Annotated in this window: 24 protein-coding genes, 1 other RNA gene and 1 pseudogene; 19 read left to right on the top strand and 7 right to left on the bottom strand. The window is 52.8% G+C overall.

Going from position 1 to position 26,476, the window contains the following annotated elements; all coding sequences use genetic code 11:
• Positions 1–13 precede the first annotated feature (13 nt).
• Positions 14–592, bottom strand: a complete 579-nt coding sequence (locus E6P06_RS09450; protein ID WP_003021617.1) for a lipoprotein — start codon at positions 590–592, stop codon at positions 14–16.
• Between the two features lie 305 nt (positions 593–897).
• Here E6P06_RS09450 and bolA point away from each other — a divergent pair, with 305 nt between their 5' ends.
• The 9 genes from bolA to fadM all read left to right on the top strand — a co-directional run bounded on the left by bolA (position 898) and on the right by fadM (position 11,313).
• Positions 898–1,215, top strand: a complete 318-nt coding sequence (gene bolA, locus E6P06_RS09455; protein WP_003021619.1) for a transcriptional regulator BolA — start codon at positions 898–900, stop codon at positions 1,213–1,215.
• A 343-nt stretch (positions 1,216–1,558) separates the two neighbouring features.
• Complete coding sequence (gene tig / locus E6P06_RS09465) at positions 1,559–2,857, top strand: trigger factor (RefSeq protein ID WP_003021622.1); 1,299 nt, start codon at positions 1,559–1,561, stop codon at positions 2,855–2,857.
• Positions 2,858–3,104: 247 nt separating this feature from the next.
• A complete protein-coding gene (clpP, locus tag E6P06_RS09470; protein ID WP_003021624.1) occupies positions 3,105–3,728 on the top strand; it encodes an ATP-dependent Clp endopeptidase proteolytic subunit ClpP in 624 nt (207 codons plus the stop codon).
• A 126-nt stretch (positions 3,729–3,854) separates the two neighbouring features.
• Entirely contained in the window at positions 3,855–5,129 is a 1,275-nt protein-coding gene (gene clpX / locus E6P06_RS09475; protein ID WP_003831013.1) for an ATP-dependent protease ATP-binding subunit ClpX, read from the top strand.
• Between the two features lie 184 nt (positions 5,130–5,313).
• Positions 5,314–7,668, top strand: a complete 2,355-nt coding sequence (gene lon / locus E6P06_RS09480) for an endopeptidase La (RefSeq protein ID WP_003021627.1) — start codon at positions 5,314–5,316, stop codon at positions 7,666–7,668.
• Between the two features lie 208 nt (positions 7,669–7,876).
• Complete coding sequence (hupB, locus tag E6P06_RS09485; RefSeq protein ID WP_003021629.1) at positions 7,877–8,149, top strand: nucleoid-associated protein HU-beta; 273 nt, start codon at positions 7,877–7,879, stop codon at positions 8,147–8,149.
• Between the two features lie 267 nt (positions 8,150–8,416).
• Positions 8,417–10,291, top strand: coding sequence for a peptidylprolyl isomerase (gene ppiD, locus E6P06_RS09490; protein ID WP_016149702.1), 1,875 nt, complete (start codon positions 8,417–8,419; stop codon positions 10,289–10,291).
• A gap of 146 nt (positions 10,292–10,437) precedes the next feature.
• Positions 10,438–10,812 (top strand): helix-hairpin-helix domain-containing protein, encoded by a 375-nt coding sequence (locus tag E6P06_RS09495; RefSeq protein WP_003021633.1) that lies wholly within the window; start codon positions 10,438–10,440, stop codon positions 10,810–10,812.
• Between the two features lie 102 nt (positions 10,813–10,914).
• Entirely contained in the window at positions 10,915–11,313 is a 399-nt protein-coding gene (fadM, locus tag E6P06_RS09500) for a long-chain acyl-CoA thioesterase FadM (protein ID WP_003021636.1), read from the top strand.
• 117 nt (positions 11,314–11,430) lie between these two features.
• Here fadM and queC read toward each other — a convergent pair whose 3' ends face one another.
• Both queC and E6P06_RS09510 read right to left on the bottom strand, forming a co-directional pair.
• On the bottom strand, positions 11,431–12,126 hold the full coding sequence (gene queC / locus E6P06_RS09505; protein ID WP_003835948.1) for a 7-cyano-7-deazaguanine synthase QueC: 696 nt from the start codon (positions 12,124–12,126) through the stop codon (positions 11,431–11,433).
• 65 nt (positions 12,127–12,191) lie between these two features.
• Complete coding sequence (locus tag E6P06_RS09510; protein WP_139935157.1) at positions 12,192–13,892, bottom strand: SgrR family transcriptional regulator; 1,701 nt, start codon at positions 13,890–13,892, stop codon at positions 12,192–12,194.
• Between the two features lie 100 nt (positions 13,893–13,992).
• On the opposite strand from E6P06_RS09510, the gene cof reads away from it, so the two are divergent.
• Entirely contained in the window at positions 13,993–14,811 is an 819-nt protein-coding gene (cof, locus tag E6P06_RS09520; RefSeq protein WP_003021643.1) for an HMP-PP phosphatase, read from the top strand.
• 50 nt (positions 14,812–14,861) lie between these two features.
• On the opposite strand, the gene E6P06_RS09525 is transcribed toward cof, so the two are convergent.
• Positions 14,862–15,917 (bottom strand): PLP-dependent cysteine synthase family protein, encoded by a 1,056-nt coding sequence (locus E6P06_RS09525; protein ID WP_016149704.1) that lies wholly within the window; start codon positions 15,915–15,917, stop codon positions 14,862–14,864.
• Between the two features lie 116 nt (positions 15,918–16,033).
• Here E6P06_RS09525 and E6P06_RS09530 point away from each other — a divergent pair, with 116 nt between their 5' ends.
• The 5 genes from E6P06_RS09530 (at position 16,034) to amtB (ending at position 21,993) form a co-directional block, all read left to right on the top strand.
• Positions 16,034–16,492, top strand: a complete 459-nt coding sequence (locus E6P06_RS09530; RefSeq protein ID WP_003021649.1) for an Lrp/AsnC family transcriptional regulator — start codon at positions 16,034–16,036, stop codon at positions 16,490–16,492.
• A gap of 44 nt (positions 16,493–16,536) precedes the next feature.
• Positions 16,537–18,309 carry a SmdA family multidrug ABC transporter permease/ATP-binding protein gene (locus E6P06_RS09535; RefSeq protein ID WP_016149705.1) on the top strand — a complete coding sequence of 591 codons (1,773 nt, stop codon included), beginning with the start codon at positions 16,537–16,539 and terminating at the stop codon, positions 18,307–18,309.
• Positions 18,302–20,080, top strand: coding sequence for a SmdB family multidrug efflux ABC transporter permease/ATP-binding protein (locus E6P06_RS09540; RefSeq protein WP_139935159.1), 1,779 nt, complete (start codon positions 18,302–18,304; stop codon positions 20,078–20,080). The genes E6P06_RS09535 and E6P06_RS09540 overlap by 8 nt, the downstream gene beginning before the upstream one ends.
• A gap of 256 nt (positions 20,081–20,336) precedes the next feature.
• Positions 20,337–20,675: a P-II family nitrogen regulator gene (gene glnK / locus E6P06_RS09550; RefSeq protein ID WP_003021657.1), complete on the top strand. Its 339-nt coding sequence runs from the start codon at positions 20,337–20,339 to the stop codon at positions 20,673–20,675.
• A gap of 31 nt (positions 20,676–20,706) precedes the next feature.
• Complete coding sequence (amtB, locus tag E6P06_RS09555) at positions 20,707–21,993, top strand: ammonium transporter AmtB (protein WP_003835936.1); 1,287 nt, start codon at positions 20,707–20,709, stop codon at positions 21,991–21,993.
• A gap of 50 nt (positions 21,994–22,043) precedes the next feature.
• Here amtB and tesB read toward each other — a convergent pair whose 3' ends face one another.
• Positions 22,044–22,904, bottom strand: coding sequence for an acyl-CoA thioesterase II (gene tesB, locus E6P06_RS09560; RefSeq protein WP_003835934.1), 861 nt, complete (start codon positions 22,902–22,904; stop codon positions 22,044–22,046).
• A 212-nt stretch (positions 22,905–23,116) separates the two neighbouring features.
• Between tesB and E6P06_RS09565 the strand changes: the two genes are divergently transcribed.
• The gene (locus tag E6P06_RS09565) at positions 23,117–23,686 is read left to right on the top strand and encodes a YbaY family lipoprotein (RefSeq protein ID WP_003021666.1); all 570 of its coding nucleotides are present in this window, start codon (positions 23,117–23,119) and stop codon (positions 23,684–23,686) included.
• Between the two features lie 31 nt (positions 23,687–23,717).
• Here E6P06_RS09565 and E6P06_RS09570 read toward each other — a convergent pair.
• Positions 23,718–24,107, bottom strand: a pseudogene (locus tag E6P06_RS09570) (MGMT family protein).
• 84 nt (positions 24,108–24,191) lie between these two features.
• Between E6P06_RS09570 and ffs the strand changes: the two are divergent.
• From ffs to E6P06_RS09585, 3 genes are all read left to right on the top strand, one after another.
• An RNA gene (gene ffs, locus E6P06_RS09575) (signal recognition particle sRNA small type) lies at positions 24,192–24,288 on the top strand.
• Positions 24,289–24,486: 198 nt separating this feature from the next.
• Complete coding sequence (locus E6P06_RS09580; protein ID WP_003021699.1) at positions 24,487–24,738, top strand: hypothetical protein; 252 nt, start codon at positions 24,487–24,489, stop codon at positions 24,736–24,738.
• A complete protein-coding gene (locus E6P06_RS09585) occupies positions 24,735–24,953 on the top strand; it encodes a hypothetical protein (protein ID WP_003021701.1) in 219 nt (72 codons plus the stop codon). The genes E6P06_RS09580 and E6P06_RS09585 overlap by 4 nt, the downstream gene beginning before the upstream one ends.
• A gap of 59 nt (positions 24,954–25,012) precedes the next feature.
• Here E6P06_RS09585 and E6P06_RS09590 read toward each other — a convergent pair whose 3' ends face one another.
• Positions 25,013–26,440 (bottom strand): PLP-dependent aminotransferase family protein, encoded by a 1,428-nt coding sequence (locus E6P06_RS09590; protein ID WP_139935161.1) that lies wholly within the window; start codon positions 26,438–26,440, stop codon positions 25,013–25,015.
• Positions 26,441–26,476: the final 36 nt, after the last annotated feature.

Genomic DNA, 26,476 nt, shown 5'->3' on the forward strand with positions numbered 1-26,476 from the left:
ATATGGGCAGAAATTAACGAGCGTTCTGCTTGATGAAATCGTGAACGCTGGTGTCCTGAGACATATCAGCGATGGTGTCGGTCAGCACGCTGTTAACGGCGTCAGCGATATTTTTGTTAGAGGCCTGCAGTGCGCCTTCAACAGAATAGCTTGCGCGGTAGTTTTTGGTCATTTTGTTGCCGTTAGCAGCGGTCGCAATGATGGCGATATCTGCTTTGGTGGCAATGTTATAGCGCACGCTACCCTGAGACACGTCAGCGTACAGCTGGCTAACAATGATTTGCAGGTTTACAGCGCCGTTTGGTCCAATCATATAACCGCGTGCGGTCATCTGTTTTTCCAGTACTTCTTGCAGCAGGAAGCGCAGATCGCGGGACGCAGTCAGCGTAACCAACTGGTTGTCGCGGGTGACTTTTGCCAGCGCTTGATCCTGACGCTGGTCGGCACCGTTGATGCTAACGGTCACGCCCATCAGGCTTGGATCCTGCTGTGGCAGGGTAATTTTCGGGGAGACTTCAATAGTGGTCGGCGGCGTTGCGCATCCAGCTAACATGAACATCGCGACTAACGGGAAGAGGATTTTTTTAAACATGCCAGGGCTCTCAGCGAATCTAAATTGTATGGTTAGAGAAAATTCCCGCCATCATAACATCGCCAACGATGAGGGGAAGTGGGTAACGCATGTAAATTCATTGTGTTGTCCGTTTTATGACTTTGTGGAGACCATAAACGGACTTTTTGCAATAAATCGAAGTGAGGATTCAGTGAACTTCATCCGTTTGGCTGAGAAAATCAGACAAGCGCTAATTTTTTGTTGCTAAGGTGTAATGAAAACGGTAAAAGCGGCTAGTATTTAAAGGGATGGGTGACATCTCAGCGTTGTCGGAGGAAAATTTCATGATGATTCGTGAGCAAATAGAAGAAAAATTAAGGGCAGCGTTCGAACCCGTGTTCCTCGAAGTTGTGGATGAAAGCTATCGTCACAATGTCCCGGCTGGTTCTGAAAGCCACTTTAAGGTTGTGCTGGTTAGCGATCGCTTTACAGGTGAACGTTTTCTTAATCGTCATCGGATGATTTACAGCACGTTAACGGCGGAGCTTTCCACAACCGTTCATGCTCTTGCCCTGCATACCTACACCATTAAGGAGTGGGAAGCGTTGCAGGATACGATTTTTGCATCGCCTCCGTGTCGTGGGGCGGGAAGCATCGCGTAAAACGGATTTGCAACAACCGACGCTTTTCCAGTATGTTGCTACAGATTATGTGAAAACGGCCTGCGGGCCGTTTTGTTTTGTCTGAATTCTGGGGCAGTCGTACAGTATTCAGACAAAAATTAGCCGGGAATTGTGAAAAAAGCCGCAGCAACGCGCGATAACCGTTCTCGACTCATAAAAGTGATGCCGCTATAATGCGCGTCTTATTTTTCGGAATGTCTTCGGGATGATTCTGACGACAGGGAATGTGATTGCTTATGAGAACATCCCAGTTCCGCGAAGCCAACAACCTGTGCTTGCGGAGAAGAGTTGACCGAGCACTGTGATTTTTTGAGGTAACAAGATGCAAGTTTCAGTTGAAACCACTCAAGGCCTTGGCCGCCGTGTAACGATTACTATCGCTGCTGACAGCATCGAGACCGCTGTGAAAAGCGAGCTGGTCAACGTAGCGAAGAAAGTGCGTATTGACGGTTTCCGCAAAGGAAAAGTACCGATGAATGTTGTTGCTCAGCGTTATGGCGCATCTGTTCGCCAGGACGTTCTGGGCGACCTGATGAGCCGCAACTTCGTTGACGCGATCATCAAAGAAAAAATCAATCCGGCTGGCGCACCGAACTACGTTCCGGGCGAATACAAACTGGGTGAAGATTTTACTTACGCGGTAGAGTTCGAAGTTTACCCGGAAGTTGAGCTGACTGGTCTGGAAGCAATCGAAGTTGAAAAACCGGTTGTTGAAGTCACCGACGCTGACGTTGACGTGATGCTGGATACCCTGCGTAAGCAGCAGGCTACCTGGAAAGACAAAGACGGCGCTGCTGATGCAGAAGACCGTGTAACCATCGACTTCACCGGTTCTGTAGACGGCGAAGAGTTCGAAGGCGGCAAAGCGTCTGACTTCGTACTGGCGATGGGCCAGGGTCGTATGATCCCAGGCTTTGAAGAAGGCGTTAAAGGCCACAAAGCTGGCGAAGAGTTCACTATCGACGTGACTTTCCCGGAAGAGTACCACGCTGAAAACCTGAAAGGTAAAGCCGCTAAGTTCGTTATCAACCTGAAGAAAGTTGAAGAACGCGAACTGCCGGAACTGACTGAAGAATTCATCAAACGTTTCGGCGTTGAAGATGGTTCCGTAGCAGGTCTGCGCGCTGAAGTACGCAAAAACATGGAACGCGAGCTGAAAGGCGCTGTGCGTAACCGCGTTAAGTCTCAGGCGATCGAAGGTCTGGTAAAAGCTAACGACATCGACGTTCCGGCTGCGCTGATCGACAGCGAAATCGACGTTCTGCGTCGTCAGGCTGCACAGCGTTTCGGCGGCAACGAGAAACAAGCTCTGGAACTGCCGCGTGAACTGTTCGAAGAACAGGCTAAGCGTCGCGTAGTTGTTGGTCTGCTGCTGGGCGAAGTGATTCGCACCAACGAACTGAAAGCTGACGAAGATCGCGTTAAAGGCCTGATCGAAGAGATGGCTTCTGCTTACGAAGATCCGAAAGAAGTGGTTGAGTTCTACAGCAAAAATAAAGAGCTGATGGACAACATGCGTAACGTCGCTCTGGAAGAGCAGGCTGTTGAAGCCGTTCTGGCGAAAGCGAAAGTGACTGAAAAAGCCACTTCCTTCAACGAGCTGATGAACCAGCAGGCGTAATTCGTCGCTTTTTTAGCTCGAATTTCGTACGCAAGCCCGTCACCTTTTGGTGGCGGGTTTTTTTTTGTCACGCATTTTGCATGGGAAGAGTGCGAAAACAGCGTTTCAGTGTTAGCGTTACAACAAAAGATTGTTATGCTTGAATTATGGCGATGTCGTACCCATTACTGAGGGACTAGCTGATAATCCGTCCATAAGGTTACAATCAGCACAGCAGGTTTTTTCAAATTTTATCCAGGAGACGGAAATGTCATACAGCGGCGAACGAGATAACTTTGCACCCCATATGGCGCTGGTGCCGATGGTCATTGAACAGACCTCACGTGGTGAGCGCTCTTTTGATATCTATTCTCGTCTACTTAAGGAACGCGTCATTTTTCTGACCGGCCAGGTCGAAGACCATATGGCTAACCTGATCGTGGCGCAGATGCTGTTCCTGGAAGCAGAAAACCCAGAAAAAGATATCTACCTGTACATCAACTCCCCTGGTGGAGTGATCACTGCCGGGATGTCTATCTATGACACCATGCAGTTTATTAAGCCGGACGTCAGCACCATTTGTATGGGCCAGGCGGCCTCAATGGGGGCGTTCCTGCTGACCGCCGGGGCGAAAGGCAAACGTTTTTGCCTGCCTAACTCTCGCGTCATGATCCACCAGCCTCTGGGCGGTTACCAGGGCCAGGCAACGGATATTGAAATTCATGCCCGTGAAATCCTGAAGGTAAAAGGGCGCATGAACGAACTTATGGCGCATCATACGGGTCAATCTCTTGAGCAGATTGAACGTGATACCGAGCGCGATCGCTTCCTCTCCGCTTCTGAAGCGGTAGAGTACGGTCTGGTCGACTCGATTTTGACCCATCGTAATTAATGCCCAGTGCGCAGGTGTGCCGCTATAATTACCTGGAGCGGCACAACGCTGACTAGCGTCTTGCGCCTGAGAATGGCATTTGCGTCGTCGTGTGCGGCACAAAGAACAAAGAAGAGGTTTTGACCCATGACAGATAAACGCAAAGATGGCTCGGGCAAATTGTTGTACTGCTCTTTTTGCGGCAAAAGCCAGCATGAAGTGCGTAAGCTGATTGCCGGTCCATCCGTGTATATCTGCGACGAATGTGTTGATTTATGCAACGACATCATTCGCGAAGAGATTAAGGAAGTAGCACCGCACCGTGAACGCAGTGCGCTGCCGACGCCACATGAAATTCGCAACCACCTGGACGATTACGTTATCGGTCAGGAGCAGGCGAAGAAAGTGCTGGCGGTCGCGGTATACAACCATTACAAACGTCTGCGCAACGGCGACACCAGCAATGGGGTTGAGTTGGGCAAAAGTAACATCCTGCTGATTGGCCCGACGGGTTCCGGTAAAACGCTGCTGGCTGAAACGCTGGCGCGCCTGCTGGACGTTCCGTTCACTATGGCCGACGCCACCACGCTGACCGAAGCCGGTTATGTGGGTGAAGATGTTGAAAATATTATTCAGAAACTGTTGCAGAAGTGCGATTACGACGTGCAGAAAGCACAGCGTGGGATCGTCTATATCGATGAAATCGACAAGATATCTCGTAAGTCTGATAACCCGTCCATTACCCGTGACGTTTCTGGCGAAGGCGTACAGCAGGCGCTGTTGAAACTGATCGAAGGTACGGTTGCTGCCGTTCCGCCGCAGGGTGGTCGTAAACATCCTCAGCAGGAATTCCTGCAGGTTGATACCTCCAAGATCCTGTTTATCTGCGGTGGTGCCTTTGCCGGTCTGGATAAAGTGATTGCTAACCGTGTTGAAACTGGCTCCGGCATTGGTTTTGGCGCAACGGTAAAAGCACAGTCTGATAAAGCCAGCGAAGGTGAACTGCTGTCGCAGGTCGAACCGGAAGATCTGATCAAATTTGGTCTGATCCCTGAGTTCATCGGTCGTCTGCCGGTTGTGGCAACCCTGAGCGAACTGAGTGAAGAAGCGCTGATTCAGATCCTCAAAGAGCCGAAAAATGCCCTGACCAAGCAGTATCAGGCGTTGTTCAATCTTGAAGGTGTTGATCTGGAGTTCCGTGAGGAAGCGCTGGATGCGATCGCCAAGAAAGCGATGGCGCGTAAAACCGGTGCCCGTGGTCTGCGTTCTATCGTCGAAGCCGCGCTGCTCGACACCATGTACGATCTGCCTTCTATGGAAGACGTCGAAAAAGTGGTGATCGACGAGTCGGTGATTGGCGGCCAGAGCAAGCCATTGCTGATTTACGGTAAGCCGGAAGCACAACAGGCATCTGGCGAATAATTCATCAATTCATACAGACATTTAATTAAAAAGGGGGGATTTTATCTCCCCTTTTATTTTTCCGTAAACATGGCGTTGAATGTGTGGGAAACATCCCCATATACTGACATACATGTTAAAGGTGGTGTGAAGCACAGTCGTACCACCTGATTACCTGGCGGAAACTAAACTAAGAGAGAGCTCTATGAATCCTGAGCGTTCTGAACGCATTGAAATCCCCGTATTGCCGTTGCGCGATGTGGTGGTTTATCCGCACATGGTCATACCCTTATTTGTAGGGCGGGAAAAATCTATCCGTTGTCTGGAAGCGGCTATGGACCATGATAAAAAAATCATGCTGGTCGCACAGAAAGAAGCGTCAACGGATGAGCCGGGTGTAAACGATCTTTTCACCGTCGGGACCGTGGCCTCTATTCTGCAGATGCTGAAACTGCCTGACGGCACCGTAAAAGTGCTGGTCGAGGGGTTACAGCGCGCGCGTATTTCAGCGCTGTCTGACAACGGCGAGCATTTCTCTGCGAAAGCAGAGTACCTTGACTCGCCTGCTATTGATGAGCGCGAACAGGAAGTGCTGGTGCGTACTGCTATCAGCCAGTTCGAAGGCTACATCAAGCTGAACAAGAAAATCCCACCAGAAGTGCTGACGTCGCTGAACAGCATCGACGATCCTGCACGTCTGGCGGACACCATCGCAGCGCACATGCCGCTTAAGCTGGCTGACAAACAGTCCGTGCTGGAGATGTCCGACGTTAACGAACGTCTGGAATATCTGATGGCGATGATGGAGTCTGAAATCGATCTGCTGCAGGTTGAGAAACGCATTCGCAACCGCGTGAAAAAGCAGATGGAAAAATCCCAGCGTGAGTACTATCTGAACGAGCAGATGAAAGCTATTCAGAAAGAGCTCGGCGAGATGGACGATGCGCCGGACGAAAACGAAGCGCTGAAGCGTAAGATCGACGCGGCGAAAATGCCGAAAGAGGCAAAAGAGAAAGCGGAAGCGGAACTGCAGAAGCTGAAAATGATGTCTCCGATGTCGGCGGAAGCGACCGTAGTGCGTGGCTACATCGACTGGATGGTTCAGGTACCGTGGAATGCGCGTAGCAAGGTCAAAAAAGACCTGCGTCAGGCGCAGGAAATCCTCGATACCGACCATTACGGTCTGGAACGCGTCAAAGATCGTATCCTTGAGTATCTCGCGGTCCAAAGCCGTGTGAATAAAATCAAGGGGCCGATCCTGTGTCTGGTTGGGCCGCCGGGGGTAGGTAAAACTTCTCTGGGGCAGTCCATCGCCAAGGCGACCGGGCGTAAATACATCCGTATGGCGCTGGGCGGCGTGCGTGATGAGGCTGAAATTCGCGGTCACCGCCGGACCTATATCGGTTCTATGCCGGGTAAACTGATCCAGAAAATGGCTAAAGTGGGTGTTAAAAACCCGCTGTTCCTGCTTGATGAGATCGACAAAATGTCTTCCGACATGCGTGGCGATCCGGCTTCCGCACTGCTTGAGGTGCTGGATCCAGAGCAGAACGTGGCGTTCAGCGATCACTACCTGGAAGTGGACTACGATCTCAGCGACGTGATGTTCGTTGCGACCTCTAACTCCATGAATATTCCGGCGCCGTTGCTGGATCGTATGGAAGTGATCCGTCTGTCCGGTTATACCGAAGACGAGAAGCTGAATATTGCAAAACGTCACTTGTTGCCGAAACAGATTGAGCGTAACGCGCTGAAAAAAGGTGAGCTGACGGTCGACGATAGCGCCATTGTAGGCATTATTCGTTACTACACCCGTGAAGCGGGCGTGCGTAGTCTGGAGCGCGAAATCTCCAAACTGTGCCGTAAAGCGGTGAAACAGCTGTTGCTCGACAAGTCGCTGAAACATATCGAGATCAATGGCGATAATCTGCACGACTATCTGGGCGTACAGCGCTTTGATTATGGCCGCGCGGACAACGAAAACCGCGTTGGTCAGGTAACCGGCCTGGCGTGGACGGAAGTGGGCGGCGATCTGTTGACCATCGAAACCGCCTGCGTACCGGGTAAAGGTAAACTGACCTACACCGGTTCTCTGGGTGAAGTCATGCAGGAATCTATTCAGGCTGCACTGACCGTGGTACGTGCGCGTGCGGAAAAACTGGGTATTAATCCGGACTTTTACGAAAAACGCGACATTCACGTTCACGTACCTGAAGGAGCGACGCCGAAAGATGGCCCAAGTGCGGGTATTGCCATGTGTACCGCGCTGGTTTCTTGTCTTACCGGTAACCCGGTTCGCGCCGACGTGGCGATGACCGGCGAGATCACCCTGCGTGGTCAGGTTCTGCCAATCGGTGGTTTGAAAGAAAAACTGCTGGCGGCACACCGTGGCGGTATTAAAACGGTCTTAATTCCTGATGAGAACAAACGTGACCTGGAAGAGATTCCGGATAACGTAATTGCCGATCTGGACATCCATCCGGTGAAACGCATTGAGGAAGTTCTGGCTCTTGCGTTGCAAAATGAACCCTCTGGAATGCAGGTTGTGACGGCAAAATAGTGACCTCGCGCAAAGAGCATTAATAAAAACAGGGCTGGCAGGCCATTTCGGGCTTGCCAGCCTTTTTTTGTATAGCTAATTTAGATGACGGATTAGGCTTGCCATCATTAACGGGTGTTGTAAGGGCATGGCAGGCCTGATATAACTGCTGCGCGGTCGCACTTTGAAGGATTCAGGTGCGATATAAATTATAAAGAGGAAGAGAAGAGTGAATAAATCTCAACTGATCGACAAAATTGCTGCAGGGGCTGATATCTCTAAAGCTGCGGCTGGACGTGCGTTAGATGCAATTATTGCTTCTGTTACCGAATCTCTGAAAGAAGGTGATGACGTAGCGCTGGTAGGTTTTGGTACTTTTGCCGTTAAAGAGCGTGCTGCCCGTACTGGTCGCAACCCGCAAACAGGTAAAGAGATCACCATTGCCGCGGCTAAAGTACCGGGCTTCCGTGCAGGTAAAGCACTGAAAGACGCGGTAAACTAAGTGATTTCCCCTTTGGGGATGTGACGAAGTACAAGGGCGCATCGACTGATGTGCCTTTTTTATTTGTAATTCCGGTACTTTCTACGTGTTGTGGGCTGACAATTACCCCTGTTTCTTGTCACAATAGGCCTTTGTGCGCAGCGTTCAGGAAACGCTATGCTGCGTGAAGCATATATACTCAAAATCCTTGCCGCCGTTGTTGTGTCAATGCGCAGGCGGCTTTAGAGATAACGCGTATAGTCATCTACAGCGGAGTGTGGTTACACCATGATGGACAGCTTACGCACGGCTGCTAACAGTCTCGTGCTCAAGATTATTTTCGGTATCATTATCGTGTCGTTCATTTTGACCGGCGTGAGTGGTTACCTGATTGGCGGGGGCAATAACTTCGCCGCCAAAGTGAATGGCCAGGAGATCAGCCGCGGGCAGTTCGAGAATGCGTTCAACAGCGAACGTAACCGCATGCAGCAACAGCTGGGCGATCAATACTCCGAGCTGGCCGCGAACGAAGGTTACATGAAAACGCTGCGTCAGCAGGTGCTGAATCGTCTTGTTGACGAAGCGCTGCTGGATCAGTATTCCCGCGAGCTTAAGCTCAACATCAGCGACGATCAGATTAAACAGGCTATTTTTGCCACGCCTGCTTTCCAGGTCGACGGTAAATTTGATAACAACCGCTATAACGCAATTGTTAATCAGATGGGCATGACTGCAGACCAGTACGCTCAGGCATTACGTAATCAGCTTACTACCCAGCAGCTGATTAACGGTGTTGCCGGTACGGACTTTATGCTGAAAGGCGAAACGGACGAACTGGCGGCGCTGGTCGCACAGCAGCGGATCGTGCGCGAGGCGACGATTGACGTTAACGCACTGGCCGCGAAGCAGTCTGTTACCGAGCAGGAAGTTGCCAGCTACTACGAGCAGAATAAAAACAACTTTATGACGCCGGAACAGTTCCGCGTGAGCTACATCAAGCTGGATGCTGCTGCTATGCAGGAGACGGCCAGCGATGCTGATATTCAGTCTTACTATGACCAGCATCAGGATCAGTTCACTCAGCCGCAGCGTAACCGCTATAGCATCATTCAGACCAAAACTGAAGATGAAGCCAAAGCGGTACTGGACGAGCTGAATAAAGGCGGTGACTTTGCTGCGCTGGCGAAAGAAAAATCTGCTGATATCATCTCTGCCCGTAAAGGCGGCGATATGGGATGGTTGGAAGATTCCACCACCCCGGATGAGCTGAAAAATGCCGGTCTGAAAGAAAAAGGCCAACTGTCTGGCGTAATTAAGTCTTCCGTTGGTTTCCTCGTTGCGCGTCTTGACGACGTACAGCCTGCACAGGTTAAACCGCTGAGCGAAGCCCGTGACGACATTGCGGCAAAAGTGAAGCAGGAAAAAGCGCTGGATGCCTACTATGCGCTGCAACAGAAAGTCAGCGATGCGGCCAGCAACGATAACGAATCTCTGGCGGGTGCAGAGCAGGCAGCAGGTATGAAAGCGGTTGAAACGGGCTGGTTTAGCCGTGACAGCCTGCCGGAAGAACTGAATTTCAAACCAGTCGCTGACATCATTTTCAATGGTGGTCTGGTTGGCGAGAACGGTACACCTGGCAGTAACTCCGATATCATCACCGTGGATGGCGATCGCGCGTTCGTGCTGCGTATTGCAGAGCACAAAGCCGAAGCCGTGAAGCCACTGGCTGAAGTGAAAGAGCAGGTAACTGCGCTCGTTAAGCACAATAAAGCAGAGCAGCAGGCTAAGCTTGATGCCGATAAACTGCTGGCGGATCTGAAAGCCGGTAAAGGCGATGAAGCGATGAAAGCTGCGGGTCTGAGCTTTGGCGAGGCAAAAACGCTGAGCCGTACGGGTCAGGATCCGTTGAGCCAGGCTGCCTTTGGTCTGAGCCTGCCGGCGAAAGACAAGCCGAGCTACGGCGTAGCGAACGACATGCAGGGTAACGTTGTTCTGTTGGCGCTGGACGAGGTGAAAGCCGGTTCTATGCCTGAAGCGCAGAAGAAAGCGATGGTTCAGGGGATCACTCAGAACAACGCGCAGATTGTCTTCGAAGCGCTGATGAGCAACCTGCGTAAAGCCGCAAAAATTAAAATCGGTGATGCGCTGGAACAGCAGCAATAACCGAGGCAGTTCGCAAAAAATTGCAAAAAGTTGTATCTACCAAAGGCCGCTTTCGCGGCCTTTTCCATTTCTGATATTTGCCGTTTGTCTGCCGTTCTGCACCTCGCTATCGTGATTCCACTGTTAACAAACAAGGAGAAAACAGTATGAAACATGGAATCAAAGCCCTGCTTATCACTCTTTCATTGACCTGCGCTGGTATGGCCCAAACTGCATTGGCGGCTGAGCCTGTCGCCAAAAGCCAGGCGACTCAAACCAAAGCGGAAAACTCAGGGGCGGCACAAAGCAAAGCCACACTGCCCGCTAAAGCAAGCGACGATGAAGGCACCAGGGTAAGCATCAACAGCGCTTCTGCGGAGGATTTAGCGCGAGTCATGAATGGCGTAGGTCTGAAGAAAGCGCAGGCGATTGTGAGCTATCGTGAGGAGTACGGACCGTTTAAAACGGTGGAGGACTTAAAGCAGGTGCCGGGTATGGGCAGTTCGCTGGTGGAGCGTAATTTGGCAGTTTTAACACTTTAATAACTTGCACAGCGCTGAAAATTTGCCAGACTAGAGAGGTCATACCAGTTATGGCCTCACTACCCTGAATATATTCTTATAAAAACGTAAGGTTCCTGCGCTATGCAAACACAAATCAAAGTCCGTGGTTTTCATCTTGATGTCTATCAGCACGTCAACAACGCCCGCTATCTCGAGTTTTTGGAAGAAGCCCGCTGGGATGGTCTGGAAAACAGCGACAGCTTTCAATGGATGACTGCACACAACATCGCTTTTGTGGTCGTGAATATAAATATTAACTACCGTCGTCCAGCGGTGCTAAGCGACCTGCTGACCATCACTAGTCAGGTGCAACAGCTAAATGGCAAAAGCGGGGTGTTAAACCAGACAATTACCCTGGAGCCGGAAGGGCAGGTAGTGGCCGACGCGTTGATTACCTTCGTCTGTATTGATTTGAAAACGCAAAAAGCGCTGCCGCTGGAAGGGGAGTTACGCGAAAAACTGGAGCAGATGGTGCAGTAGCTCAACGTTGCCTGATGGCGCTTCGCTTATCAGGCCTACGGGCGATATTGTGTACGATGAATGCTGTCGGTAGGCCGGATAAGGCGTTTACGCCGCCATCCGGCACTATTCGCTCAATTATTTCAGGCCGGTTTTCTGCTTCATTGCCGCCATCACTCCCGGTTTATCCGCCAGATAATGGTTCAGGCCGTTGGCACGCAGATTACACGCCGCACAGTGACCGCAACCGTCACCTTTGATGCCGTTATAGCAAGTTAGTGTTTCTTCGCGTACCAGGTCCAGCTTGCCCCAGTAATCAGCCAGCGCCCAGGTTTCGGCTTTATCGATCCACATCAGTGGGGTTTCAAAGCGAATATCTTTCGCCATCCCCAGGCTTACGGCATGGTTCAGGGCTTTGACGAACTCATCGCGACAGTCCGGGTATCCAGAGAAATCCGTTTCACAAACGCCGGTAATGACAGCCTCTGCCTGTACCTGGTACGCGTAAATTGCTGCCAGCGTTAAGAACAGAATATTGCGTCCTGGCACAAAGGTATTGGGAATGCCGTTCGCATCCGGTTCGTAATCGGGTACCGGAATATTATCGCGGGTCAGGCTGCTGACAGCCAGTTCACTGAGCAGTGTGACATCAAGCACTTTGTGCGCGCGTGCGCCAAGTTTTAAGGCCAGGTCACGTGCGACATCAATCTCAGCGCGATGGCGCTGACCATAATCAAAGGTCACGCAGTGCACTTCATCATACTGATGCAGCGCTTGCGCCAGACAAGTCGTGGAGTCCTGACCTCCACTGAATACAACAACGGCACGTTTCATGGCTTTTCCTGACAAAATAACGAAGCCCTTATGGTAGCGCCTGGGCGTGTCGCCGACCAGCTTCTTCACGCTGAAGGAGGTGGCAACCAGGCTTCGGTAAATTCGAACCAGCCACGAGGATTCAGGCGTACGCCGTTCACCCCTGGTGGCGCGCTGATGCGATAGTGATAATTGAACAGTGGCGTCAGGGTAGCGTCATGCATTAGCGTGGCGAAAACTTGTTGTAAAGCCGCGTGGCGATCGTCCTCATCGGCCTGGATTTGCAGGGCATCCAGGGTCGTTTGCAGATGTGTGTATGCTGGCGCATTCAATACATGTGACCAGAGCTGATCGCAGCGCAACCACTGTTCGAGAGTATATTCAGGTGCTTCACCAATCAGCCTGTCGCCCATCATCAGGTCGGCCTGGGCTAGGGGATGATTGCCATCCCAGTTTTTAGCATTATGAAAAATAAGCGTTAATTCACAGCCGAGCAGAGCCAACGCATGGCAAAGCTGTTCAGCCATAGCGTGAAGTTCTACCGGCAGATGATAAGCCAGCGTCAGCTTTTCCGGTAATGCTACCTCGTCGAGTTCATCCCATTGCGGGATACTCCATCCGGGCAGCAGTGCATTGCTTGGCGTGATCAGATTTTCATCCACTTCAAGCGTTTGTAGCAGGGAAGAACGGTGGATAATATCGACCAGTCGACGAGCCTGCTGCGTATTCAGGCGCGCGCTTTTTCTGAGTGTGAGATAGCAAAAACCAAGGCTGATCCCGCTGCTTACCTGGCTTAGCATAGGTAACTCTTCGGGTTTACCAATCGCAATTTGCACCGGATGGCGGCAGCTGGTGCCCAAATCCTGGGAGAAGAGCTGCGGGGTTATCCAGTATTCAATGGCTTTTAGCAGCGGATGACTCAGATGGTAGTGATCGTGACTCTCGATACGCACCAGCTCAGGAGTAAACAGTGTCAACCGGAACGGGCCGGTACCCACAAACGGGTGCTCAGGATGCGCCAGGTGACTGCTGTAGCTCGCCAGACGGTGTGCCAGCCAGAAGTCGGGACGATGCAGAATAAAGGTCAGACACTGGGGATGCGCCACCTCAATGCGCTTTACGCTGATAAACAGCTTATTCAGCGCAGGTAACTCTAACAGCTTCAGCAACTGTTGATGTAGCTGCGTACTGCTTACCGTATCGCCGTTATGCCAATGCAGGGTGGAACGAATATAGAAATCCCAGCGCAGGCCGTCAGCGGAGATATTCCAGTGGTGGGCTAAGTCTCCACAGGGACGTTGCGTAGTGCTGTCAAATCGGGTCAGGCCAGAGAAAACTTGTCCAGCGAGGTGTTGCTCCGCGCGACCGGGGAGAAATCCAGGGTGCAAAGGGTCAAGCGGGCGGTAATAGGGGATACGCAGGGTTGGCGTGTCATTTTGCCATTGGCCGCCCATAAACGGTTGTAGCAACGTTCTTAATTCTCCCGGTGCTAACTGAGCGAGTTCCAGCACGCTAAGCTGTTCTCCCTTTTGCAGCGCCTGTTCCATCATGGTGTTGCGTAGGGAATCCGGCGTCACCAAAAAGCGTAATTGCCCGCGTTTCCCACGCCCAGACTGGGCGTGCCACTCCAGCCAGCCAGCATCCTGCGCTTGCTTCAGCAGGGTACGCACGTGGCGCTCACTGCAAAAACAGCGTTCGGCCAGCTCCCCGACGGTCACCGACTGCGGTTCGCCGTTCGAAGGCTGCCACAGGCGTTGGTACTGGTTCAGGCGATTCAACAATCTCATATAAACCCGGAACAATTCATTTTATCTATTCACTATTACTTCCGTATATCTCAGGTGATACTGAATCACAAGTTAACCGCGTCACAGTGTGGAGAAAGAAATGGCTCGTCTGGCTGCATTTGATATGGATGGCACCCTTTTGATGCCGAATCACCATTTAGGTGACGAAACGCTTTCAACGCTGGCGCGCCTGCGTGAACGCGATATCACCCTGACATTTGCCACTGGCCGCCATGTGCTGGAAATGCGCCACATTTTGGGTTCTATCTCACTGGACGCCTTTTTGATCACCGGTAACGGCACGCGCATTCACTCTCTTGAGGGCGATGTGTTGCACCGTCAGGATCTGGATCCGAATGTTGCGGATATCGTGTTACATCAGAAATGGGATACCACCGCCAGCATGCATGTCTTTAATGACAACGGTTGGTTTACCGGACAAGAGATCCCCTCGCTGCTACAGGCGCATGTGTATAGCGGATTTCGCTACCAGATCGTCGATGTGAAACGTATTCCGGCTCATCAGGTAACGAAGATCTGTTTCTGCGGCGATCATGAGTCTCTGATCCAGTTGCGCATTCAACTGAATGAAGCGCTGGGAGAACAGGCGAATCTCTGTTTCTCCGCGGTTGATTGCCTTGAGGTACTGCCGCTGGGCTGTAACAAAGGATCCGCGCTGGCGGTGTTGAGTGACCACTTAGGATATTCAATGTCCGAGTGTATGGCGTTTGGCGATGCTATGAACGATCGCGAAATGTTAGGCAGCGTTGGGCGCGGCCTGATTATGGGTAACGCAATGCCGCAACTGATGGCTGAACTGCCTCATTTATCGGTGATTGGACATTGCCGTAATCAGGCGGTGTCACACTTTTTGACGCATTGGCTGGACAATCCGCATCTACCTTATTCCCCCGAATGAGAGATCCCTTCCAGCAAGCCAGACTTCGCGTCTGGCTTTTTTTTGTCTGCTTAGTGTGTATTCAGCAACTGGGCAAGTTCCGCTTTCCACGGCGTTAAATCACCGATGTGCGCGTCAACCCATTGCGGGTTGTAGTAGGTTTCCAGATAGCGTTCACCGCTGTCGCAGAGCAGCGTCACCAGTGAACCGGTTTCTCCGGCGTTGCGCATGCGCGCGGCAAGTTGCAGCGTTCCCCACATGTTAGTGCCGGTTGAGGCACCGACTTTACGACCCAACTGCGTTTCCAGCCAGTGCGCGGTAGCCACGCTGGCGGCATCCGGCACGCGCAGCATTTCATCGACCACGTCAGGAATGAAAGAGGGTTCTACGCGCGGACGCCCGATACCTTCAATTTTGCTTCCTACCGGGCTGCGCAATGTCGCATCGCGATCCTGCCAGAAGGGCAGAAAAACCGAATTCTCCGGATCCACTACCATCAGGCGAGTATCGTAGCCCTGACAGCGGATATAGCGGCCAATGGTTGCTGAGGTGCCGCCGGTGCCAGCGCTCATCACGATATGGCGGGGAACGGGATTGGGCTCGCACTGCATCTGACGAAAGATGCTGTCGGCAATATTATTATTGCCACGCCAGTCGGTGGCGCGCTCAGCATAAGTGAACTGGTCCATGTAATGACCGTTCAGTTCACGCGCCAATTGTTCAGAGGCCGCGTAGATTTCGCAGGCGCTTTGCACGAAATGACAGCGACCGCCGTAAAATTCAATCTGTTCAACTTTACGTTTCGCCGTACAGGAAGGCATGACGGCAATAAACGGCAGCCCTAACAGTCGAGCGAAATAAGCCTCAGATACCGCCGTTGAACCGGACGATGATTCAATGATGGTGGTGCCTTCTTTGATCCAGCCATTGCACAACCCGTACAGAAACAGTGAGCGCGCCAGACGATGCTTCAGGCTCCCGGTCGGATGCGTGCTCTCATCTTTTAAATAGATCTGAATGCCCGGAAACGCCGGTAGCGACAGACGAATGAGATGTGTATCTGCAGAACGCTGATAATCCGCGTTGATTTCATTGATGGCGTTTTTAACCCAGGAGCTATTCATCATTAATAAATATCCATTTGTCATTTTGTGCCCAGAATAGCGAAAAGCACGGAAAAAATTGTTGCCATTTAGCCTTTAAAATAGAATGTAAGTAGAAAATTCTTCTCTGTGGAGTGGATATGCTAGACAAAATTGACCGTAAGCTGCTTGGCTTACTGCAACAGGACTGCACCCTTTCTTTGCAGGCGTTAGCAGATGCCGTTAATCTGACTACCACTCCCTGTTGGAAACGCCTCAAACGGCTCGAGGATGACGGTGTTCTGCTGGGCAGAGTCGCCTTGCTGGATCCGGAAAAACTGGGGCTGGGCTTAACCGCGTTTGTGCTGATCAAAACTCAGCATCACAGCAGCGAATGGTATTGCCGCTTTGTCACTGAAGTGACCGGAATGCCCGAGGTTCTGGGGTTCTGGCGTATGGCAGGGGAGTATGATTACCTGATGCGAGTGCAGGTCGCTGATATGAAAAGCTACGATGAATTTTATAAGCGCCTGGTGAACAGCGTACCGGGCCTGTCTGACGTCACCTCCAGCTTTGCCATGGAACAGATTAAATACACAACTGCTCTCCCTATTGAATAATTCTCCCGGCGCTTATTGCCGGAAATTTTGTCAGGACATAACGCGTGCGATTATTTGCTCAATTAAGCTGGTACTTCCGCCGGGAGTGGCGTCGCTACCTCGGGGCGGTGGCCCTGCTTATCATCATCGCTATCCTTCAGCTTATTCCGCCGAAAGTGGTGGGGATCATTGTGGATGGCGTAACGACACAACGCTTCACCACCGAGCGGCTGCTGATGTGGGTGGGAACCATTGCTCTGATCGCCGTGGTAGTTTATTTACTGCGCTATGTCTGGCGCGTGCTGCTGTTTGGCGCATCCTACCAACTGGCAGTTGAGCTGCGGGAAGATTATTACCGTCAGTTGAGTCGTCAGCATCCAGAGTTTTATCTGCGTCACCGCACGGGCGATCTGATGGCGCGTGCAACTAACGATGTTGACCGCGTGGTATTCGCCGCCGGGGAAGGCGTACTGACGCTTGTAGATTCGCTGGTCATGGGATGTGCGGTGCTGATCGTGATGTCAACGCAGATAAGCTGGCAACTAACGTTGATTGCGCTGCTGCCGATGCCGGTGATGGCGATAATGATCAAACGTTACGGTGATCGACTCCATAACCGCTTTAAGCTGGCACAGGCGGCGTTTTCCAGCCTCAACGATCGTACTCAGGAAAGCCTGACCAGTATTCGTATGATCAAGGCCTTTGGTCTGGAGGATCGGCAGTCGGCATTATTTGCCGCTGATGCTGAAGATACAGGTAAGAAAAACCTGCGCGTGGCGCGCATTGACGCCCGCTTTGATCCCACGATTTATATCGCCATTGGGATGGCTAACCTGCTGGCGATTGCCGGGGGAAGCTGGATGGTGGTTCACGGTTCGCTGACGCTCGGCCAGCTCACCAGCTTTATGATGTATCTCGGTCTGATGATTTGGCCGATGCTGGCGCTGGCATGGATGTTTAACATCGTCGAGCGCGGCAGCGCCGCGTATAGCCGAATTCGCGCCATGCTGGCAGAAGCGCCGGTAGTGGATGACGGTACTGAACTGGTGCCGGAAGGACGCGGCGAGCTGGCGGTAGCGATTCGCGAATTTTGTTACCCGCAAACCACCCACCCGGCGCTGGAAAATGTGAATTTTCAGCTTAAACCAGGGCAGATGCTGGGCATCTGTGGTCCGACCGGCGCGGGGAAAAGTACGGTGCTGTCGCTGATCCAGCGTCATTTTGATATCACCCAAGGCGATGTACGCTTTCATGATATCCCATTAACGCGCTTACAGCTGGATAGCTGGCGCAGCCGACTGGCGGTTGTCAGCCAGACGCCATTCCTGTTTTCCGATACCGTCGGCAATAACATCGCCTTAGGACGCCCGCAGGCCACCCAGGCAGAGATCGAGCATGTGGCGCGCCTTGCCAGCGTTCATGAAGATATTTTACGTCTTCCTCAGGGCTATGACACCGAAGTGGGCGAACGTGGGGTGATGCTGTCTGGTGGACAAAAACAGCGTATTTCTATCGCCCGAGCGCTACTGCTGAACGCTGAAATCCTGATTCTGGATGATGCGTTATCGGCGGTAGATGGTCGTACCGAGCATCAGATCCTGCATAACCTGCGTCAGTGGGGCGAAGGCAGAACCGTGATTATCAGCGCCCACCGTTTATCGGCTCTGACGGAAGCTAACGAGATTATCGTGATGCAGCATGGGCATATTGCCCAGCGCGGTGAGCATGAATCTTTAGTGCAACAGCCCGGCTGGTATCGCGATATGTACCGCTATCAGCAACTGGAAGCGGCGCTGTCTGATGCGCCAGAAATAAACGAGGAGGCGGCTAATGCGTAGTTTTGGGCAACTATGGCCGACCCTGAAAAGATTGCTGGCGTATGGTTCACCATGGCGAAAACAGTTGGCGATTGCGGTAGTTATGCTGTGGGTGGCGGCTGCGGCGGAAGTCAGCGGTCCGCTGTTGATTAGCTATTTTATCGATAACATGGTGGCGAAGAACAATCTGCCGTTGGCGATGGTTGTCGGGCTGGTTGCGGCCTATGTCGGTCTGCAACTGCTGGCGGCAGGCCTGCATTACGCGCAGTCGTTGTTGTTTAACCAGGCGGCGGTTGGCGTCGTACAACAGTTACGCACTGACGTAATGGACGCTGCGCTGCGCCAGCCGCTCAGCGCCTTTGATACTCAGCCCGTCGGGCAGCTTATCTCACGTGTGACCAATGACACCGAAGTTATTCGCGACCTGTACGTGACGGTGGTCGCAACGGTTCTGCGCAGCGCGGCCTTAATCGGTGCCATGCTGGTGGCGATGTTCAGCCTCGAGTGGCGTATGGCGCTGGTGGCGATGGCCATTTTCCCGGCGGTGATGGTGGTGATGGTGATTTATCAACGCTACAGCACCCCGATTGTGCGTCGGGTGCGCGCTTATCTGGCGGATATTAACGATGGCTTTAACGAAGTCATCAACGGCATGAGCGTTATCCAGCAGTTCCGCCAGCAGGCGCGATTTGGCGAGAGAATGGGGGAGGCCAGCCGCTCGCACTATATGGCGCGTATGCAAACCCTACGACTGGATGGCTTTTTGCTGCGCCCGCTGCTGAGCCTTTTCTCGGCGCTGATCCTCTGCGGTTTGCTGATGCTGTTCAGCTTTGCCTCTGGCAGCTCCATTGAGGTTGGCGTGCTGTACGCGTTTATCAGCTACCTCGGTCGTTTGAACGAGCCGCTGATCGAGCTGACCACCCAGCAATCCATGCTGCAGCAGGCGGTTGTCGCCGGCGAGCGAGTGTTCGAACTGATGGACGGGCCTCGTCAGCGCTATGGTGACGATGATCGACCGCTGAAGAGCGGGGACATTGAGGTGGATAACGTTTCATTTGCCTATCGTGACGACAATCTGGTGCTGCAAAACATCAGTCTGTCCGTGCCTTCGCGCAGCTTTGTAGCCTTGGTCGGACACACCGGTAGCGGCAAAAGTACGCTGGCCAGTCTGCTGATGGGTTACTACCCGTTGACGCAGGGCGAAATCCGCCTTGACGGACGTCCGCTGTCTTCTCTGAGCCACAGTGCGTTACGTCAGGGCATCGCGATGGTGCAGCAGGATCCGGTGGTGATGGCGGATACCTTCCTGGCAAACGTCACGCTGGGTCGTGATATCTCAGAAGAGCGGGTATGGCAGGCTCTGGAGACTGTGCAACTGGCAGCACTGGCGCGGGGGCTGAGCGAGGGGATCCATACCCGGCTGGGCGAGCAGGGCAATAATCTCTCCGTTGGGCAGAAACAGCTGCTGGCGCTGGCGCGGGTATTGGTGGAAACGCCGCAGGTACTGATCCTCGATGAAGCCACGGCCAGTATTGATTCCGGTACTGAACAGGCCATTCAGCACGCGCTGGCGGCGGTACGTGAACACACCACGTTGGTAGTGATTGCACATCGGTTATCGACGATTGTCGATGCGGATACCATTCTGGTGCTGCATCGCGGGCAGGCGGTTGAGCGTGGTACGCACCAGCAACTACTGGCGGCGCAAGGCCGTTACTGGCAGATGTATCAGCTTCAACTGGCGGGTGAAGAGCTGGCGGCCAGCGCACATGAGGATTCGGTTATCGCCTGATGGTGCTGCGCTTATCAGGCCTACGGTCAACGCGGTTTTGTAGGCCGGATAAGGCGTTTACACCGCCATCCGGCAATCAACAATCTGGTGCAAAAATGTAACGCACTATGCACCGTCATAGTGCGTTTTTTCTTTTTCTCCCCCGGCAATACCCTGCAAGCCTGAATTATTCCGCGTTTTTCATTCCTGGCACACCCCTTGCAATATTCCTCTCGTGTATCTGCAGCCACTACTGAATTCTGACTGGAGGGGATCTATGAAGCTGGTTACCGTGGTAATCAAACCGTTCAAACTGGAAGACGTCCGTGAAGCACTGTCGTCTATTGGTATTCAGGGGCTGACCGTCACCGAAGTGAAGGGCTTTGGCCGACAGAAAGGTCATGCTGAGCTGTACCGTGGGGCTGAATATAGCGTCAATTTTCTGCCAAAGGTGAAGATTGATGTGGCGATTGCCGACGACCAACTGGATGGCGTGATTGATGTCATCAGTAAAGCGGCATACACCGGAAAAATTGGCGACGGCAAAATCTTCGTCGCCGAGCTGCAACGTGTGATTCGTATTCGTACCGGCGAAGCCGACGAAGCTGCACTGTAACTTCTGGCACACAGTGATAGGAAACCAAAAAATGAAGATAGCAACGATGAAAACAGGTATTGCTTCACTGGCGCTACTGCCGGGACTGGCAATGGCGGCACCGGCGGTTGCGGATAAAGCAGATAACGCTTTTATGATGATCTGTACCGCGCTGGTGCTGTTTATGACTATCCCTGGCATTGCGTTGTTCTACGGCGGTTTGATTCGCGGTAAGAACGTGCTGTCGATGCTGACTCAGGTGACGGTGACATTCGCTCTGGTTTGTATTCTATGGGTGGTTTATGGCTACTCACTGGCCTTTGGCGAAGGGAATAATTTCTTCGGCAACTTCAACTGGGTATTGCTGAAGAACATCGCGCTGACGGCGGTCACGGGGAGCTTCTACCAGTACATTCACGTTGCTTTTCAGGGTTCTTTCGCCTGCATCACCGTTGGGCTGATTGTTGGGGCGCTGGCTGAACGTATTCGCTTCTCTGCGGTGCTGATTTTTGTAGTGGTATGGTTAACGTTGTCGTACATCCCCATTGCCCATATGGTCTGGGGCGGCGGCTTGCTGGCTTCCCACGGTGCGTTGGATTTTGCCGGCGGAACAGTCGTGCATATCAACGCGGCGATTGCCGGTCTGGTTGGGGCGTATCTGATTGGCAAACGCGTCGGTTTTGGCAAAGAAGCCTTTAAACCGCATAACCTGCCGATGGTCTTCACCGGTACCGCTATTCTCTATATTGGTTGGTTTGGCTTTAACGCCGGTTCAGCGGGAACGGCGAATGAGATTGCCGCACTGGCCTTCGTCAATACCGTGGTTGCCACCGCCGCAGCCATCCTCGGATGGATCTTCGGTGAATGGGCGCTGCGTGGCAAACCGTCCCTGCTGGGCGCGTGTTCTGGCGCTATTGCGGGTCTGGTGGGGGTAACACCGGCATGTGGTTATATTGGTGTCGGCGGCGCGCTGATTATTGGTGTCGTTGCGGGACTGGCTGGCCTGTGGGGTGTGACCATCCTGAAGCGTATTCTGCGCGTGGACGATCCGTGTGATGTGTTTGGCGTGCACGGCGTGTGCGGCATTGTCGGCTGCATCCTGACCGGGGTGTTCGCTGCCAGCTCTCTGGGCGGCGTGGGCTTTGCCGAGGGCGTGACCATGGGGCATCAGCTGCTGGTGCAACTGGAAAGCGTGGCGATTACCATCGTCTGGTCCGGTGTGGTGGCTTTCATTGGCTATAAGCTGGCGGATATGACGGTGGGTCTGCGTGTACCGGAAGAGCAGGAACGCGAAGGTCTGGATGTGAACAGCCACGGCGAGAACGCTTACAACGCTTGATGTTTCAATCTGCCGGATGGCAACGCTTTTGCGCCGCCATCCGGTAATTCTCAATTACGATTACGCATTACCCCTTCCTGCACGGTAGAGGCGACCAGCACGCCGTCCTGCGTATAAAACTCCCCGCGTACAAAACCCCGGGCACCGGAGGCCGAAGTACTCTCGACGTTATACAACAACCACTCATTGATATTGAACGGACGATGGAACCACATGGAGTGGTCAATGGTGGCGATCTGAATCCCTTTTTCCAGGAAACCAATTCCGTACGGCTGCAGCGCAACAGGCAGGAAGTTCAGGTCTGAAGCATAACCCAGCAGATATTGATGGACGCGCAGATCGTCCTGCAGCTCGCCGTTTGCGCGGATCCAAACCTGGCGCGCCGGAGGTGCGACGTGACCTTTTAAGGGGTTATGAAATTCAACCGGACGCACTTCCAATGGACGATCGTTGATAAATTTTTCTTTCAACAGCGGCGGCAGCAAATGCGCCACTGAGCGGGCAATTTCTGTTTCTGATTTAAGCTCATCGGGACTCGGCGCATCCGGCATGGTTTTCTGATGTTCAAATCCGTCTTCCGGCGCCTGGAAAGAGGCTGTCATGTAAAAAATAGGTTTACCATTCTGGATTGCGGCAACGCGGCGCGCGCTGAAGCTGTTACCATCACGCAGGACTTCTACATCATAGATGATGGGCTTTTGGCTATCGCCGGGGCGTAAAAAGTAGCTGTGAAAGGAGTGGACCAGACGCTCTTCTGGTACGGTTTCCTTTGCGGCATATAGCGCCTGACCGACAACCTGTCCCCCAAAAACCTGACGTAACCCTAAGTCTTCACTTTGGCCCCGAAAGAGTCCTTCTTCAATTTTTTCCAGATTTAACAATGTCAGCAAATTTTTCAGCGCCAGACTCATACGTGCTCTCCAGGTTATATCGTTCTCGCAGCGAGGTAGGCAGAGTATAACGCAATTTTGAAAGTGGTCCGATGGGTGCAATTGTCTGAATTAAAGGCCTATTACAGGCAAAAACAGCTATCTTGTGCCACACTTAGTCACGTTATGTTTTTGTTAACCACTCTTCTGGCGAGGAAAGTTCTCGCTGGTGCATAGATGAAAAGGAGAATTTAATGAAACTCGTGCACATGGTAAGTGGTTTAGCGGTTGCGGTCGCTCTGGCAGCCTGCGCCGATAAAAGCGCGGATATTCAGACACCTGCGCCAAGCCCTAATACGTCAATTGCTGACACACAGTCTAAAATTCAGCAGCCTAATGTCTCCGGTACAGTATGGATCCGCCAGAAAGTGGCCTTGCCACCTGATGCGGTGCTGACCGTAACGCTGTCAGATGCTTCACTGGCCGATGCACCGTCAAAAGTGCTGTCGCAAAAAGCGGTCCGTACTGAGGGTAAACAGGCGCCATTCAGCTTCGTATTACCGTTTAACCCGGCTGATATTCAACCTAACGCCCGTATTCTGCTAAGTGCGGCAATTACGGTTAATGACAAACTGGTCTTCATTACTGATACCGTGCAGACGGTCATTAATCAGGGGGGGACAAAAGCTGACCTGACGCTGGTCCCTGTACAGCAAACGGCAGTACCGGTTCAGGCGAGCGGTGGGGCTGCCACCACGGTGCCGTCAACGTCACCAACCCAGGTGAATCCGTCTTCTGCCGTCCCTGCTCCCACACAGTACTAAGGCAGTCGTAACCCTCTCCGCCCAGAGAGGGTTAGTACACCCAGCGATAGCGCTGTAAATCGATCTGTCCGCTTCCTGAAACCACTACTCCTTCAGCCAGCAACGCCTGGCGCTGCCGTTGCAGGTCGGGGCCTGTCAGCGAAATGGCACCATGACGATTAACCACCCGATGCCAGGGCAAAGTGCTGCCTTCGGGGAGACGCTTAAGCACGCCGCCTACCTGGCGCGCAGCACGCGGCGAACCGGCAAGCCTGGCAACATCGCCATAGGTGGTGACGAAACCTTCGGGGATTGACGCGACGATTTGCCAGACGCGTTGGGGGAAAGTGTCTTGTATATCCATCATTTATTCCTGCGCTAATCCTCCAGCATAATGCTGAACGGCGAAGGAGTGAAGCCGCATTGCACAAGAAAACAGCATCCGATGCTGGATGGGTTGCAATTACAGGGTGCAGCAGTGATAATGCGCCTGCGCGTTGGTTAACAACGCTCTCAATGGGGGCTCTGTTGGTTCTCCCGCAACACTACTCTGTTTACCAGGTCAGGTCCGGAAGGAAGCAGCCAAGGCAGATGACGTGTGTGCCGGGATGTAGCTGGCAGGGCCCCCACCCAATTCTGCCGTCCGGCAATTTTCCTTCTGCTTATCTTCTTTTCTTTGTCATCGTATTGTCATTTTAATGTCATCAAATGCTGTCAATGTGTTTCGGGGATGTTATTTGATGCTTTTGCCGCCGCCATCGCACTGTAACGACAGGGTCTTACATTCGGTGTGTTTTGGCTGACCACAAGGATTTTCTACGATGTCGACCGCTGTATTGAATGTCAAAATTGATGAGGCGCTAAAAGAAAAGCTTCGCCATTACGCTGAAGTGCATAGTGAAAATTTAAGTATCGCGACGGAAAAACTACTGCTGATCGCGTTTTCCGCCGTTGAAGAGGCGGGAGTCTCCGCTGAGGATATCGATAGCCAGCATACGGAAGAATCCGTGGTTGAAGCACTGACTCCTAAAGAAATCAAAGCATTGCGAAGACTACTGAAGAAGAAAAAATGAAACAACAACCGCTCTCAACCGCCTGTAATTATGGCGAAGCCTGTGAAATGCTGCGTTCCGGTTATGTGAAACATGTTCGTCTGAGCTGGAACGTCGGCAGCGATGAGTTCTTCCGTATTGCCTCCGACTGGTGTGATGCCGGGGCAAAAATTAAGAAAGACGGTGAGAATTTCGTGATTTCTCTGAAGGGGTTTCCGGTTCCTCCTCAGCGTTAATATTGCCGGGACATCCTCGTCCATCACGGCATTCAAGGACGAGTCCTTTGACTCGTCGTTTAGATTATTTTACGTATTTTCCCGCTGCTGGCCTGCAAACGCAGGTTATCCCAAATGGGTTGCAACACCCGGAAGGCGGCACGCGTTGTGTCATCCGGTAATGTGAAGGGCATACGCAAAAAGCGGTCAAATGCACCATCAAGACCGAAACGCGTACCGGTTCCCAACTGAATGCCTGCGATTTCGGCGCGCGTAGCGAATAGCGTTGCCAGCGTATCGGGCAGTTCAACCCAAAAAGAGAGTCCTCCCTGTGGCTGGGTAAACTGCCACTCCGGGAAATGTGCGTTCATCAGGTCCGAGCACAGATCTCGCTGCGATGTGAGTAGCCGTCTTCTGTCAGGAAGAAAGTCGGCGGCATTATCCAGCAGCCAGCTGGTGGCGAGTTGTTCAAGCACCGGGGAGCCTAAATCGAAGGTGTCGCGAGTTTGTACCAGCGCCGCGATGGTTCGCGCCGACGCCCGAATCCAGCCCAGACGCAATCCTCCCCAAAAGCTTTTCCCGGCAGATCCCAGCAGGATGATCGGTGCATTGCGGTTGAATGTGGCAAGCGGCGGTGGTGGCGGGGTGTCATACCACAGGTTCACCATGGTCTCATCAATCACCAACGTGGTGCGGGTCCTTTCAGCAATATCTGCCACGACCTGGCGAGTTGCAGCGTCCATGCAACGCCCGGTCGGATTGTGAAAGTCCGGCATCAGATAGGCCATTCTCGGTGCGGTTTGCGCGATGGTGGCGACCAGACCTGCCGTATCCCAACCGTGTTCGGGCAGCGACACACCGACGGGACGACATGATGCACCTTGAATCGCGGCAATCGCCAGCGGATACGTGGGATGATCGACCACCACGCGATCGCCAGGGCCGGTGAGTAAACGCAGGATCAGCGCCAGGCCACTGACCGCGCCGTTCACGACCATAATCTCATCGGGCTGCGTCGGGAGTCCGCGTTCGCAATAATGCCGGGCGATGGATTCACGCAAAACCGCCAGTCCCTGTGGTAGATACCCGGAACTCAGCAAATGCTGCGGCATCGCAAACAGCGCTTGTTGGTAAGCATGGTGAATTTCGGGACCGGCACTCAGCGCCGCCGTGGACAAATCCAGCGCTGTACCTGTACTGGTTCGTGTAGGCACATGACGAATGTGTTCCGGCAGGATCACCCGTGAGCCGCTCCCATGACGGCTTTCCAGATATCCCTCTTCACGCAGTTGCGCCATGGCGCTGGCGACGGTGGTTCGGCTCACTTGCAGAACGGCAGCGAGCTCGCGTTCGCCGGGTAAGCGACTATCCAGCGCCAGTCGACCATCAAGGATCAGCAGACGTAACGCTTCTGCCAGCTGTCGCCAGATGGGCGTTCGTGAGGGGTTTTCCTGCCAGTGTCCGAGCAGGCGCTGCAAAGACTGGCTTCCGTAACGGCGTGATGACATAGCAGTCCACTTTTTGAAAACTGGACATTAATCATA

This window comes from Citrobacter sp. CF971, assembly GCF_006385635.1.
Taxonomy (GTDB): domain Bacteria; phylum Pseudomonadota; class Gammaproteobacteria; order Enterobacterales; family Enterobacteriaceae; genus Citrobacter; species Citrobacter freundii.